General features: G+C 63.3%; 11 protein-coding genes. 4 read left to right on the top strand and 7 right to left on the bottom strand.

Annotation, left to right across the window (positions count from 1 at the left end; all coding sequences use genetic code 11):
- The first annotated feature begins 29 nt into the window (after positions 1 to 29).
- The 3 genes from AB0N75_RS14435 to AB0N75_RS14425 all read left to right on the top strand — a co-directional run bounded on the left by AB0N75_RS14435 (position 30) and on the right by AB0N75_RS14425 (position 3,275).
- On the top strand, positions 30 to 1,076 hold the full coding sequence (locus tag AB0N75_RS14435) for a glycosyltransferase family 2 protein (RefSeq protein ID WP_364651160.1): 1,047 nt from the start codon (positions 30 to 32) through the stop codon (positions 1,074 to 1,076).
- Complete coding sequence (locus AB0N75_RS14430; protein WP_364651157.1) at positions 1,073 to 1,996, top strand: DUF6492 family protein; 924 nt, start codon at positions 1,073 to 1,075, stop codon at positions 1,994 to 1,996. Before AB0N75_RS14435 ends, AB0N75_RS14430 begins: the two co-directional genes overlap by 4 nt.
- A 295-nt stretch (positions 1,997 to 2,291) precedes the next feature.
- A complete protein-coding gene (locus AB0N75_RS14425) occupies positions 2,292 to 3,275 on the top strand; it encodes a glycosyltransferase family 1 protein (protein WP_364651154.1) in 984 nt (327 codons plus the stop codon).
- A 108-nt stretch (positions 3,276 to 3,383) separates the two neighbouring features.
- Here the strand turns inward: AB0N75_RS14425 and AB0N75_RS14420 are convergent, their stop codons facing one another.
- Positions 3,384 to 4,109, bottom strand: coding sequence for a chain-length determining protein (locus AB0N75_RS14420; protein WP_364651152.1), 726 nt, complete (start codon positions 4,107 to 4,109; stop codon positions 3,384 to 3,386).
- A complete protein-coding gene (locus tag AB0N75_RS14415; RefSeq protein WP_364651149.1) occupies positions 4,097 to 5,584 on the bottom strand; it encodes an O-antigen ligase family protein in 1,488 nt (495 codons plus the stop codon). Before AB0N75_RS14415 ends, AB0N75_RS14420 begins: the two co-directional genes overlap by 13 nt.
- A 310-nt stretch (positions 5,585 to 5,894) precedes the next feature.
- Here AB0N75_RS14415 and epsE point away from each other — a divergent pair, with 310 nt between their 5' ends.
- Positions 5,895 to 7,118 (top strand): exopolysaccharide biosynthesis GT4 family glycosyltransferase EpsE, encoded by a 1,224-nt coding sequence (gene epsE / locus AB0N75_RS14410; protein WP_364651146.1) that lies wholly within the window; start codon positions 5,895 to 5,897, stop codon positions 7,116 to 7,118.
- Positions 7,119 to 7,190: 72 nt separating this feature from the next.
- On the opposite strand, the gene AB0N75_RS14405 is transcribed toward epsE, so the two are convergent.
- The 5 genes from AB0N75_RS14405 to rfbA all read right to left on the bottom strand — a co-directional run bounded on the left by AB0N75_RS14405 (position 7,191) and on the right by rfbA (position 14,191).
- Complete coding sequence (locus AB0N75_RS14405) at positions 7,191 to 9,977, bottom strand: WecB/TagA/CpsF family glycosyltransferase (RefSeq protein ID WP_364651143.1); 2,787 nt, start codon at positions 9,975 to 9,977, stop codon at positions 7,191 to 7,193.
- Between the two features lie 190 nt (positions 9,978 to 10,167).
- Positions 10,168 to 10,770 carry an acyltransferase gene (locus tag AB0N75_RS14400; protein WP_364651140.1) on the bottom strand — a complete coding sequence of 201 codons (603 nt, stop codon included), beginning with the start codon at positions 10,768 to 10,770 and terminating at the stop codon, positions 10,168 to 10,170.
- Positions 10,767 to 12,200, bottom strand: a complete 1,434-nt coding sequence (locus tag AB0N75_RS14395) for a bifunctional dTDP-4-dehydrorhamnose 3,5-epimerase family protein/NAD(P)-dependent oxidoreductase (RefSeq protein WP_364651137.1) — start codon at positions 12,198 to 12,200, stop codon at positions 10,767 to 10,769. The genes AB0N75_RS14400 and AB0N75_RS14395 overlap by 4 nt, the downstream gene beginning before the upstream one ends.
- The gene (rfbB, locus tag AB0N75_RS14390) at positions 12,197 to 13,195 is read right to left on the bottom strand and encodes a dTDP-glucose 4,6-dehydratase (protein WP_364651134.1); all 999 of its coding nucleotides are present in this window, start codon (positions 13,193 to 13,195) and stop codon (positions 12,197 to 12,199) included. Before rfbB ends, AB0N75_RS14395 begins: the two co-directional genes overlap by 4 nt.
- Positions 13,196 to 13,312: 117 nt before the next feature.
- A complete protein-coding gene (rfbA, locus tag AB0N75_RS14385; RefSeq protein WP_364651131.1) occupies positions 13,313 to 14,191 on the bottom strand; it encodes a glucose-1-phosphate thymidylyltransferase RfbA in 879 nt (292 codons plus the stop codon).
- Positions 14,192 to 14,255: the final 64 nt, after the last annotated feature.

Here is a 14,255-nt window from a genome sequence, read left to right as displayed (position 1 = left end):
AAGCCGATGACTCGGCAGCCGGGACAACCGTGTCCGTAGTAGTCACCTGCTACAACTACGCGCACTACCTTGCGGGAGCGGTCCAAAGCGCCGCGACCCAAGAGGGAGTCCTTGCGGATGTGCTCATCGTTGATGACGCGTCGACGGATGACAGCCTTCAGATTGCGCGGGGGCTAGCGGCGCGGCACTCCAACGTCTCGGTAGTGGAAATCCCATCGAACCTAGGTCCAGCCGGGGCCTTCAACGCAGGGGTGCGCGAGGCAGCCGGTGAATTCGTCGTCCGGCTGGACGCGGACGACCTCCTGACGCCGGGTTCGCTGCGCCGGGCCGTGGAGGTTGCCCGATCATTCCCCTCGGTTGGTTTGGTCTACGGTCACCCGCTTCATTTTCGCGGCGAGATGCTTCCCCCTCCGCGGCTGAGGGTAACGGGCTGGACCCTGTGGCCAGGACGCTTGTGGCTGTCTGGCCGCTGTCGAAGCTCTGTAAACGTCATCACGTCGCCAGAAGTGCTGATGCGGCGTGCGGTGCTTGAACAGGTCGGTTATATGTCATCTTTGAAGCACGCGCATGACATGGAGCTTTGGCTGCGCATTGCCGCCTTTTCCAACGTCGCTTACGTCCACGGAGCGGATCAGGCCTGGCACCGCGAACACGACGCCAGCCTCTCACAACAAAAAGTAAATGAGATCGTGGACCTAAACGAGCGTCTAGCCTGCTTTCGCACGCTCTTTAACGGTGTGGCTGGCAGCATCCCCGATGCCGCGCAAATGAATGCGACAGCGCATCGAGCCTTAGTGGCAGCGGCTCTCGCCTCAGCGCAGAGCAGCCTCGACCGCGGGCGGAACCGGGCGGAGTCCGCAGACGCTTATCTGGAATTCGCGCGGTCCTTGGACCCGACAGTAACGACGACGGCACGGTGGCGGTCGCTCAGCCGGAGGAGGGACCGGGTGCTTGACAGACGTCGCGCGATCCCCGCCGAACTATCCGTCGCTGCCTTGGCCCGGCGAGCGACGACGCGCCTGCGTTCCGAACTGCATTGGCGGCGCTGGCACCGGGAAGGGGTGTACGAACTGTGACCGCGAATCCCGCGTCCGGTTCCTTGATGGTGCTAACGCCAAGCTATGCACCCGACCTTGAGCTCTGCCGTGATCTAAACCGTTCCATCATGGACTGCGCGGAGGATGATGTGGAGCACCACATCATCGTACCGGCCAGGGACCGCTCCCGATTTAGCCCGCTGACTGGAGCGCGGACGGTAATTCATGACGTGGCCGATTTCCTGCCCGGGCACCTACTCAAGGTTCCGGGCGCCAATATGTGGGCCAACCTGCACCGCCCGTTTCCTCCTATTCGGGGATGGATCGCCCAACAACTGGTCAAGCTTTCCGCGGCCGCGCAAAGCGAGTCGGAGGCGGTGCTCCTCGTTGACTCGGACATGGTCTTCGTCCGACCTTTTGGTGCGTCGACATTCTCGAAACAGGGCAACCCCGCTTTTTACAGGAATCCAGGGGCAGTGCACGCAGGTCTACCGCGGCACCGCCAGTGGCATGAAGTCTCACGGAAAATCCTCGGATTGGAGCCGCCGGCGAGCGGAGCGTTGACGGACTACATCTGCTGGCCCTGCTTGTGGCAGCCAACAGTGGTGCGCCGAATGCTGGCCGCCGTCGAGAGTCGCAGCGGCAAGGATTGGGCCAGCGAGTTGGGCGGCCAGCTGCATTTTTCTGAAATGGTCCTGTACGGGGTGTTTGTGGACGACGTCATGGGAGGCTTGCCATCGGCCACGAACCGAACGCCGTCGGCCGTTTACTCGGAGGAAAAGCCGCTGGACGAGGGGGGTCTGGACCGGTTTCTCGGGACAGTCCGCGACGACGACGTAGCAGTGATGATCTCAGCCAAATCAGGAACGGACATCGAAGCCCGCCGATCCGCCTTGGCCAGACACGTTTTCGGGCCTAAGGACACGCATCGGGGGGATCCGTATGAACTATCAGGCTGAAGCCCGGCGGCTGTTCAACAGGCTGCGTCAGGACGGGGCATATGATGTGGCGCGGAAGGTGTCGCTACGGGTGGCTCGTCGCCTCGACAGACGCTTTTTGTGGGCTGAACTGGACTTCCCGCTTCTGCCGGAGGACATTGCCTCTTCCAATGAGCTGAGCACGGTATCAAGGGGTTCCTCCCCGCACGGGTTCACAGGGGTCGGTCGCAGGGCCGCGGTCGACGGCCCGCTGCACATCGGTTGGGTGTGTAGTCCCCCCGGACCTGGCTCCGGTGGGCACACCACTCTATTCAGAATGGTTCGCGCCTTGGAGGAAAGAGGGCACCGGTGCACGTTGTTCCTCTATGACACGAACTCGGACGACGTGGAGCGCCACGAACCGGTGATCCGCAGCTACTGGCCGGACATGAAAGCCGAAATCAGAAGCGCCAGACCGTCCATCGGAGGAGTCGATGCGGTCGTGGCCAGTGCTTGGGCGAGCGCCCATGTGGCCGAACGGCGAACTGATGCTCAGGTGCCTAGGTTCTATTTCATCCAGGACTATGAGCCGTACTTTTATCCGCGCGGCTACCTCTATGAGTTGGCGCAGGACAGCTACAGCCTAGGTTTTACCCACATCGCATTGGGCGAGATGGTCCGGAAGTCGCTCGTGCACGAGCTCAGCCTGGAACCCGCGACGACGATCCCGTTCGGGTGCGACACTGACATGTACGGTCTGCTGAAAGCGGACGGGGCTGCTGCGACCCCAACCGCAGCCCGCGGCGGGGTAGTGCTATATGCGAAGACAGATGTGCACCGCAGGGGCTACCTGCTGGCCAAGGCAGGGCTGGAACTCTTCCACCAGATGCATCCGGAGCAGGAGATCCACGTTGTGGGAGATCACGTCACCGGCTGGCGGATTCCGGTTACCGCCCACGGCAGCCTCCGCCCCCAGGAGCTGAACGCGCTGTACAACAGGTGCTCAGCCGGGTTGGCGTTGTCCTTCACGAATATTTCGTTGGCGGCTGAGGAGTTAATGGCCGCGGGCTGCGTGCCGGTGGTCAACGATTCCGATCTAGCGAAAGCGGACCTGGCATCGCCTGGAGTCCTTTGGGCGCGAGCTACCCCCACGGGCATAGCAGGGGCTTTGGCTAGAATCGTGGAGCATCCGCATCCCGAACTGCAAGCGCGGGAAGTGGCCGCGCTGCCTAGGAAGGGGTGGGGTATTTCCCAGCAACGATTCAGCAGCTTCATCGAGTCCAGCTTGACGGCCGCCCGCGTAAATTCCTGGACCGTATAACGTGATCGAACTCGGCCGAGCGGGTCCTTGAGACCGGACCTGCCGACCCGCTGCCTGATACAGCTCACGCCCACCGCCGCTCACTGGCGTGCCCCGTTCTCCCTGAGCTTAGGTGCTTTGGCTCTTCTCGGCTTGGTAGCGCCTGCGCCTCCAACGCCTGCTGCCAGCTTCCTCCACCCGATCGCGTCGGCTTCCGCGGCTCTGCTTCATGGCCTCCAGAGAACGACCCAATGAGACAGCCGCGAACATCAGCACGACGCCGCCGAGTCCTACAACTATGAGGGAGCGCAACCGGCTTGAAAATTGCTCCTGCGGTTCATTCGGCGCGGCCAGCAACACGGGGGTGAACTGGTACCGTTCGTCGGCCCCGTCAATAGTCTGGAGTGCCTGCAGTTCATCCGTCAGAACAGTACCCAGCATCTCCGTCGTTGCAACGGTCTCATCCGGCGTTTTCCCGGTGCCGGTAATGTCGAGGACGAAACCGTTGCTCCCCGCGGGCTTGCTAACGGAATACTCATTTCCCAGTCCAGCGTCCACCAGCTTCTTGGCCGTGGGAGCTGCGTTCAGTCGGGTTACCAGCGCCTGGGTAATGAGCGATGGATCCGAGGACCGAAGGTACGGGTTGTTCGTGTTCAAGTCACCCAGGCTTGGGTTTTCCTCGATCTCTTTTCCACTGGGGACGTTGGGGTTCACCACTGCGAAGCTTGTAGTGGACTGATACGTCCGGGGTGCAAATTCAAAGACATACAGGACGGCTGCCAGCGTCAGTAGCAGTGCCGGTATGACCAGGACCTTGTGCTGCCAGACACTCTTGAGCACACTCATTGGGTCCATACGGTTCCTCCGTTGGTTGACGCAGCGTTTGCGGACTGTTGTGGGTTCTGATGAGGACGGGCCGAAAGCGCTCGCAGCAGCACGAGTTCGCGTTTGACCATGATCCATGCCGCACCGAAGAGTCCCACTAGCAACGGGTAAATCAGCGCGAAAACGGGAAAAGACATGGAATCAAAAGTCAGCGAACAGACGCCTGCCACCAAGCACCCTGCGGCCACGGCGCCGGTTAGGCTCTTGAGAGCGGGGCTGGCAGCCGCCCGGGCGGCGACGACGCCGGCCAGCCCCGGCACGAATAAGTACACAATGACGCAGGCCAGGCCGATGAGCCCCATAGTGACAGCAGCATTCAGATACTGGTTGTCCAAGATGTAAAGCGCGCCCTCCGACATGAAGTTGCCTGGGCCCGTCCCCAGCAGCGGTCGCTCGGCAATCATGGCTGCCACTCTGGGGTAGTCGTCCGTCCTCGTGCTGATGGAGGGGTCGCTGGTGCCTGCCGTCACCGAGCCGAACAACGTGCTCATGAGCCCAGGCACAGCGAGGAACAAAAGCGCTAAGACCACAGGCGACACGACGGCGGCCCAGCGGCGGGCAATCTTCGGCAGGAAGGGTATGGCGACCGAAATGCCGATCACAAGCCCCAAAACGCCGGAACGGGATACGGTCGACGCGATGGCAAAGATCAACAATGCCGTGCCGGACCAGTGCATCCATTTACGCCCAACTGGGTCAAAAATTCCGCGCCAGAGGGACAACGGAAGAAGCATCGAGCAGACCACAGCCAATTCGATTGAATGAAAGGTGCTACCTGCTACCCTCATGAGCGCGCCACGGGCCTGAAACGGCGTATTCCCCCCGTTGTCCACAAAGAGAGGCATTGCAGCCTCGATCCATTCCATAGGGTTAACCCGGAAAACGAACTGCGTGAGGGCTACAAGGCAACAAAAATAGGCCCCGGCAAGGATTGCCCGTACAAGCATGAGGGCGTCATTGATGGTGCGCACGCATTCCGTCGTGACCATGATGAGGCCCGTCGTCGACGCCATGAGGATCAGCCAGCGGTCTGCGGCATTGCGTCCAACGATGGCGCTGCCGCCGGTGAGGCCAAGCTGCAGTGCCACGTATGACATGCAGGTGCTCAGCAGGAGCAAGGCCAGGGCGATGCGTCCAGGGTGGCGGAATCCGATGGGATCGTGCAGGCCAAACACGGTGGAGGCGACCCAGAATAGGAAGAGCGTGAGGGCGAGCAGCATTGGCACGGTGCCTGATGCCCCGATGGATTCCACCACCATGTTGGAGGGGAAAACGAGTACGCTGAACGCCGCGATCATCAACAGGCGCGGAACTCGTCCGGGCGTTGACGATCCCGATTGCAGATCTCGCAATGTAACCGGGGCAAGGTACGGTGGCTCGACACGTAATCGCGCCTTGTGCTTGCGCAGTCTCCCAGCCGTGCTTGTAGCCAAATTGGCCATCATTAATGCTCCCCCATCAGCATGGCATCGGTGCCTGCACACCCCGCGGCCGCGATGCCTTAGCAGAAGCGTAACCGCTAGGCAGGCTATGCGACAGTACCCGCCTTGACTCAACCCGGCAGTGCTGAACCACTCGGGGCTCTTTGAATAGGCGAAGTCAGCCAACTGCTCAGCTCGGTCAGGTGGCGGGTACTCGCCCCACTTCCGTCCTTTATGGTTTGTGGAGCAGGCCGCTAGGGGACTGTATGCTTCTGAGCACTTGCGTGGATTCCTGATCCCGCAGTCCGGCCAAGTCATGTAGGGGGCAACGGCGATGGTGCGGTTCGGATACTTCGTTCCCGAATTTCCGGGGCAAACTCACACTTTCTTTTGGCGGGAACTCGCGGCTCTCCGGAACCTCGGCCTGGATCCGGAGTTGGTTTCCACCCGAAGGCCGCCTCAGGCGATCGTGTCGCACTCCTGGGCGAACGAGGCGATGGCGGCCACCCGGTATTTGGTGCCACCCGGACCCTCAACGCTCCTGCAGATGCCCTCTGTTCTCCTTCAGGGAGTGCGCAATCGGGGCCGAGGCGGCGCTTATGGTCACAGACCCAGGACTCCGGGAGCCCTGGGTGCTTGGTACGCCGTGCGACAGGCTGCACTAGCAGGCGTAGGCGCTGAGCTTGCGGTATTGGCGAGGCAACGTGAGTGGACCCATGTCCATGTGCACTCGTGCGCCGATGCAGCCCTGGTCGCCATGCATGCCCGCAGGTTGACAGGAGTGCCGTACAGCCTCACGCTACACGGCCCGCTGAGCGACTACGGCCCCAGACAGCGCGAGAAATGGCGCCACGCGGCCTTCGGCATCACAATCACCAAAGCGCTGGCGGCCGAGGTGGCCATTGCATTGGACGGCGACCTGCCGCCCGTCATCGACGTCGCTCCCATGGGTGTTGATCTCTCTAACTTCTCGCGCCGCCGACCGTATCGTCCCTGGGCCGGCACGGGCGAGGTGCGGGTGTTTGCCTGCGGCCGCCTGAACCCGAGCAAGGGGCATCTTGACTTGATCGCGGCCGCGCGATTGCTCGTGGATGAGGGCCTGGACATGCGCCTGACCATCGCCGGCGAGGATGAGCAAGGCGGCATTGGCTATCGTCGGGAATTGGAATCCGGCATTGGCAGAGCAGGGATGAGGGATCGAGTAACTCTTCTAGGGTCCGTCTCTGAGGAGGACATCCGGGACGCGTTGGAAACCTCGCATGTTTTTGCCTTGGCCAGCGAGGCTGAGCCCCTAGGCGTCGCCATCATGGAGGCCATGGCTATGGGTCTACCGGTTGTCGTCACAGGAGCAGGCGGGGTGCCCGAGCTCGTCGAGGACGGCGTCCACGGACGTCTGGTGAGTCCGCGTCACCCTGAGGAGTTGGCGTCGGCGCTGGCGGAGGTGCTGGGGGAGCCGAGCAAAGCCCTTCACATGGGCGCCGCAGGCCGCCGCCGAATTGAAGAGTCCTTCGACAGCGGCCGAAGCGCCAGGGTGCTGGCAGCACGAATACTGGATTAGGGATCGGCAGTCCGAAGGCTCCGGGCAACGCCGGACCCGTGGCCCGGATCAGGCGCCGGATTGCCTGCCCGCTCAGTGCACACGACTGGACGCGTCCCGTTCCCATTCACGGGCAGGAAACCTCGCATCAGCCTGCGCATCAGGTTGGGTTCTCCGGTACCGGGCAGCGACTACCAAGCCGGCGTATACCGTGGCGTCGAAGGCGCTCGCAGGTCCGCGAATCGACCTCACCAGCTCTCGTGCCGTCAAGCGGGTGTCGAGCCCACTCGACGGCGAAAGGAGTGGACTGGCAGCCCGCTCTTGATCCCCGAGCTCTGCCTGACCTCTGTAATTGCGCCGCAAGATGGCCAACAAGCCGTTGACAGTACGCGGCGTGCGCACGGTCACCGGCGGAGTGTGTACCACCGCCTTTTCGGACGGCGCGAAGAGACGGTCCACCAACAGGTCATCCGCTGTCACGGGCGGGAACTCACCGAGCCTGGCGTGGCCCGCTTCGGTCAAGCCGTACACGCCCGCCCCCCATAGTGCCTGGCTCGTCGAAGGGATGCGGCGACGGGCCCTGTAGAACGCGCGCACAGGCCAGCTTGCGCCGTCGAATTCATACCGGAAGGCTGGCCGGGCGGCAAGGAACCGGCCGTGGTTAAGTCGGTCCAGAACGATGCGCAGCGCAGCGGGACTAATCTCAATGTCCGCGTCTAAATAGAGCCGCGGCCAAAGAGTTGCTTCCACGTCCGCGGCGTTCAACGCTGTGGTCTTCGATGCTTGCTCTAACTGCAGGACAAGGACGCCATCATAAGATTTGGCGACTTCAGCCGTGCCATCAGTACAGCCGTTGCATGCAACGATCACCTCGATATTTCCGGTGGACAACGCGGGCACGAGACGATCCAGCGTACGGCCGATCACGGTTTCCTCATTATGCGCGGGGATGATCACCGAGCCGGACGGAAATTGTCCCCGCAGCGGGGCGAAGCTATCGGCGGCAGTGGGCCCGGGCAGCGTATTCCAGCTCTGCTCGCTGAGCACGGCCCGCAGGACTCCCAACCGGGTTCGCTTGTAGCAGCGCAGCGTTTCCGCTAGAACGACAGCCGCGCGGAAGGCGGCCGCGTACCTTTTCGAACGGTACTTGCGCACATAGCGGATGCGATTGACGGCCATCAGGGCGTTCAACTGCGCAGAAGACCCGGACCCGCCCTGCCGGTGCGTCATGCGGGCCCGCGGCTCATACCAAATGGATTCTCCTGCTTCACGTGCCCGGCGGAAGTAATCCACTTCCTCTGAGTAGAGGAAAAACTGCTCGTCCCAATCTCCGAGCTGGTCTGCCAGATCGGAGCGAACGAGCAGCGCGGCGCCGGTCGCCCACTCAACGCGGTGAGGGTGCCGGTAGCTTTCCGCTTCGTAATCCATTTCAGCCAGCCAAGAAGGCCGTGAGGTGAAGCGGCTGCCAAACAGTGCATCTCCCACAGCGCGCAAAAGCATCGGCTCCCGCCGCAGGGAAGGGTAGGTACTGCCGTCCTCTTCGAGCAGCTGCGGGATCACGATCCCGGCACCCGAGCCAATCATGCGCTGGTACATGGCGGTAATCGCGCCAGCCTCAAGGGCGATATCCGGGTTGAGCACGAGGACTGCATCGCTGCCGCCGGGAACCCGCATGGCCGCGTTGATGCCGCTGGCGTATCCAAGATTCCCACCGGTGGGAAGGGCATACACATCCGGATAGGCGTCGAGCGCCTGCAGCGTGCCGTCTGCGGAATCGTTGTCCGCAACCACCACCCGTAGCCGAATCGTTTCCGCCTCCACACGCAGTCCGGCCACCAGCTCGTCCAGCGCTTCGGCACTGTTGTAAGTGACAACATAGACGACGACGTCGGCGGACTCGCCGGGCGGCAGGAATGACCCATTCGGGGTGCCAGTCAGGGGCGGCCGTGCCCCGCGCGTTGCGGGCAGCAATCCGCCGTGCTCCCTGTGCGCTGCTCCTTGCTGTGGAGCCACCTGCACGTAGCTGTTGCGCCTCAGCTGCACCAAGCCGGGTGGATCGTCTACCAGGTAACGGCGGGCAAGGCGCCGTGGCTCCAGAATTAGCCGCCACAGCCATTCGACGCCGTGGTCGCTGGCCCAGCGAGGCGCCCGTTGCATGGCGCCTGCCAGGAAGTCAACGACGGCGCCGAAGGCGAGCAGCACATTGGCGTCCGTGTACGGGCCGTATCTGGCGATCCACAACTCCTGCCGCGGCTTGCCCAGTCCGACCACCAACAGATTCGTGCCCGAGGCAGCGATAGCGGCCGCAAGTCGACGTGAGGCCGCGTCGTCGGCAAGGACGGAGCGGTCCGGAGACCAGATACCGGAGATAACAAGGTTGGGACGTGTCCGGGTCAGCCGGCGGGATAGCAGTCCTTGGACCAGTCGGCTCCCTCCGAGGAAACCTACAGTTATCCCCTCAGCCTCCGCGGCGTCGAGCAGCGGGCCGATCAGGTCGCTGCCGGCCAGCCGCGGCCAATTCTTTCCGGTCAGGCGGTTGGCCTCCGCGACCAGCGGCGCCCCGTCCAGCAGAGTGAGCCAGCCGGCGTCGGAACTGGATTCCGGTATCGCACCGACGTCTTCGCGGATGGTGTCGGGATCCTCGCTACCCTCGTCGTCTTGATGGCCTAGGCGGTAGGTAAGCGTGCCGTACCATCGCCCGTCAGTGCCGAACTGCGCAACGTGGTCCAGATTGGCTGAAACCACCGCCATCGGGCGTCCGCCTGCACGCCGGTTTCGGTTGGCCCCGGGGCTGGCGTCCCCGGAAGCCGCCCGGGCAGTAATCTGGGCGATCGCGTCATCGAACTCGAGCAGATCGACTTCCACGCCACCTAAAGTCACGCGTTGCATGTTTCCCCCACTTCCGGCGCTGACACGGAGGACCCCCATAGGACCCCCAAGCGGCCGGATACGGCACCAAATCTAGCGGCATTTAGCCGGCAGAGCTAGGGAAAAGCCGGATTGTCCGAGCGCCCTGTTTCGCCGGCGTGCTTGCTGTACGGAGAATGCCCGCCACCCCCTCACCCGAACCTCAGGCGCCGAGGAGCACGCCACCCGACACCCTGTACTGCCGGGCGGATTGCGGACACAGCCAGATGTCGTTCTTAACTTCCTCCAGCGGTACGCCCGCCTCGCCCACCCAGCCGACTTGCCGTGCCGGGACGCCCACCACAATCGCATGGTCCGGGACGTCCTTGGTCACCACGGCTCCCGCCGCGACCGTGGCCCACGCACCGATGGTGACCGGGGCGATGCAGACCGCTCGAGCTCCAATGGACGCGCCGCGACCGATAGTGACGCCGACACTGGTCCAGTCCTCGGCCGACTTCAGCGAACCATCGGGGTTGATGGCCCGCGGGTAGACGTCGTTGGTCAGCACAGCGGCGGGGCCGATGAACACGCCGTCGGACAACCGAGCGGGCTCGTAGACCAGTGCGTAGTTCTGCAGTTTGCAGTTGTCGCCCAAGGTCACGCCGGGGCCGACGTAGGCGCCGCGGCCGATGGTGCAGTTGGTGCCGACTGCTGCGCTCTCCCGGATCTGTGCCAGGTGCCAGACTCTGCTGCCGGCGCCGACGGTGGCTGTGGGATCCACGTCGGCAGTGGGCGCGACGCTGGCAGGCCTAGCAGCCGTCATGCCCGGTCCTGCAGTTCAGCCTGATGACTTCGGCCCGGGTCTGCAATGAGGTAGGCGTCCAGAGCCGAGAATGCGTCCGGAGGTTCGAAACCGGAGGCCACAATGTCATCCAGCGCCAGCACACTGTTGGCCGGTCGCGGTGCAGCTGCTCTGCCGCTGAAATACTCGGCAGCCGGCACCGGTGTCACCATTGCCGGTTCTTTGCCCATGAGCCGGTAGACCTCCGCTGCCACCTCGGCCCAGCTGGTTGAGGGGCCGGAATTGGTGAGGTTGTAAGTGCCATACGGGGCTTGGGACTTCAATAGGTGGGCGATACCGGCGGCAAGGTCCGTGGCGAAGCTCAGTCTCCCGTACTGGTCGTTGACGACTGTTGGACTGATATCCCGTGCAGCGAGCGAGGCCATCGTCCGGACGAAGTTCTTGCCCTCGCCGACCACCCAGCTGGTGCGAACAATGTAGTGCCGTTCGAGGGTCGCAACAGCTGCGTCTCCGGCCGCTTTGGACTGTCCGTAGACGCCCAGCGGTGACGGCGGTTCCGATTCGGTATGCGGGCCGGAAGCGCCGTCGAATACATAGTCGGTCGAGACCTGGATTAAGATCAAGCGGTGCCGGGCAGCTACCTCTGTAAGCCGCGAGACGGCTGTGGCGTTGATACGCCAGGCGGCCCGGCGCCCAAGGGCCGTCTCAGCGCCGTCCACGTCGGTGTAAGCAGCGGCGTTGACAACGGTGGAATATCGGGACCATTCGACGGTAGCAAACGCGGCGTCGTCCGACAGATCGAACCGGGATCGATCCCTGAATTCGGCTTCCGGCAGCGCCTGGCGCAGGGCCCGGCCCAACTGGCCGTCGGCACCCAGAACCAGGATGCGCCGCGGCTTCATCGGGACCACGGACGTCAGGCGCGGATGGTGCAGGTCCTTCTCGGACAGTTCGGCCTCGGCCAGCGGTATCGGCCACGGGATGGCGGCGGACTCGTCGCCTGCATTCAGGTACACATACTCTTCTTGGGCCCGGGCGTTCCAGTGTTCGTTGACCAGATAGCTGTAGACCGTTTCCGGCTCCAGCGTTTGAAAGCCGTTGCCGACGCCGCGCGGCACGAAGACGGCCGTGTCCGGTCCCAGGTCCATGCAGAACCGTTGGCCGAAGGTGGGGCCGTCGCGCAGGTCAACCCAGGCGCCGAAAATCCTGCCCACCGCGACGGAGACATATTTGTCCCAGGGCTCGGCGTGGATGCCGCGGGTGGTTCCGGCCTTGGCATTGAAGGAGATGTTGTTTTGCAACGGCCCGAAGTCCGGCAGCCCCAGTGAGATGAGCTTCTCACGCTGCCAGTTCTCCTTGAACCAGCCCCGGTTGTCCACGTGGACGGGCAGGGAAATCACCAGCAGTCCCGGGATCGGAGTCTGCTCGATGCCGTGCTGTGCGGCGCTCATTGGCCGCGGCCCGCGTAGAACAGCTCGGTGGATTCTTTTGCAGCGGCCCAGAAGCCGGGATTGTTCCGGTACCATTCCACGGTGTCGGCCAAGCCGGCCTCCAGGCTGAGGAACTTCGGCTCCCAGCCGAGTTCCCCGCGAAGCTTGCTGGAGTCGATGGCGTAGCGCAGATCATGGCCGGCGCGGTCCGCCACCAGATCGAAGTCGTCGGTTCCCTTGCCCAGGAGGTCCAGCAGGATGCGGAGCACCTCGCGGTTGCTGCGCTCGCCGTCGGCGCCGACCAAGTAGGTTTCGCCCGGCAGTCCCTCGTCGAGGATCCGCAGTACGGCGGAGGAGTGATCCTCCACATGGATCCAGTCGCGCACATTGCGGCCGTCCCCGTACAGTTTGGGCCGGCGTCCGGTCAGGATATTGGTGATCTGCCGGGGGATGAACTTCTCCACATGCTGGTACGGACCGTAGTTGTTGGAGCAGTTGCTCAGCGTCGCGTTGACGCCGAAGGAACGTACCCAGGCCCGAACCAGCAGGTCTGAGCCGGCCTTGGTGGACGAATAGGGGCTGGACGGATGGTACGGCGTGTGTTCGGTGAACCGCTCCGTCCCGTCCAGCGGAAGGTCGCCGTAGACCTCGTCCGTGGAGATGTGGTGGAACCGCGTACCGTGCCGGCGTGCGGCCTCCAGCAGCGTGTACGTCCCCACGATGTTGCTGTGCAGGAAAGGCTGCGGATCCGCCAGCGAATTGTCGTTGTGGGTCTCGGCCGCGAAGTGGACCACCGAGTCGTGGCCGGCCAGCAGCCGGTCAACCAGTGCTGGATCGGCCACATCGCCGTGCGCCAGGCGGCAGCGGCCTACCGGCAGGCCATCGAGCGAAGCGGCGTTGGCCGCATAGTTCATCTTGTCCACTACGGTTACCTGGTCATCGGTGTGGGCCAGGACGTGGCGCACAAAATTCGATCCGATGAAACCGGCACCCCCAGTTACCAGTAGCTTTCGCATAGGCCCTAATGTAGCCACCGTTGCACCGCGCGACTAGTGCTGCAGCCAAGATTGCCGGACAGCGGTGCTCGCCCCGTCATTGGCCGAAGCAGGCCGGCTGCCGCCGGTCCGGGCCACTCAACGCCCGTAGCGGGTGCTCTCCAGCAGATCCAGCAGGTAGGTGCCGTAGCCGCTCTTGGCCAGCGACTGGCCGTGCCCGTGCAGCTGCTCGTCGTCGATGTACTTCATCCGCCACGCGACTTCCTCGGGCGAGCCGATGGGCATGCCCTGCCGGTTCGCGATGGTCCGAATGAAGTTGGAGGCATCGTTGAGCGAATCGAAGGTCCCCGTATCCAGCCATGCAGTTCCGCGGGGGAGGATCTTCACGGTCAGGCGGCCCTGCTCCATGTACAGCCGGTTCAGGTCGGTAATCTCCAATTCGCCGCGGGCCGAGGGCCGCAAGGTCCGGGACATCGCCACGACGTCGTTGTCGTAGAAATACAGCCCGGGTACCGCATAATTGCTCTTGGGTTGCTGCGGTTTCTCTTCAATGGAAACCGCCGTGCCGTTGGCATCGAATTCGACGACGCCGTAGGCGCTCGGATCCGCCACCCAATAGCCGAAGATCGTGCCGCCGTCGACTTTGGCAATGTCCTCCAGTTGCGTGCCCAGGCCGGGACCATAAAACAGGTTGTCGCCCAGCACCAAGGCACACGCGTCGGTTCCGATGTGTTCCGCGCCGATGATGAACGCCTCGGCCAGTCCGTTGGGCGCCGCCTGCTGCCGGTAGGTCAGCGAGATGCCGAACTGGGACCCGTCGCCGAGCAGGGCCTGGAACTGGGGTGCATCCACCGGTGTGGTGATGATCAGAATGTCCCGGATTCCCGCCAACATCAGTGTGGACAGCGGATAATAAATCATCGGCTTGTCGTAGACCGGTACTAGCTGTTTGCTGATGCCAAGGGTGATCGGATGTAACCGCGATCCTGTTCCCCCAGCCAGAATTATCCCCCGCATAGCGTTATTTCTAGCGTGGCGGCACCACTTTGTATAGAGGATGGCTGGCTTTGATGGGTGCGGC

Source organism: Arthrobacter sp. NPDC089319 (genome assembly GCF_040684925.1).
GTDB lineage: Bacteria > Actinomycetota > Actinomycetes > Actinomycetales > Micrococcaceae > Crystallibacter.
The sequence above is the reverse complement of the archived record's forward strand: the minus strand, read 5'-3'. Positions and strand labels throughout refer to the sequence as shown.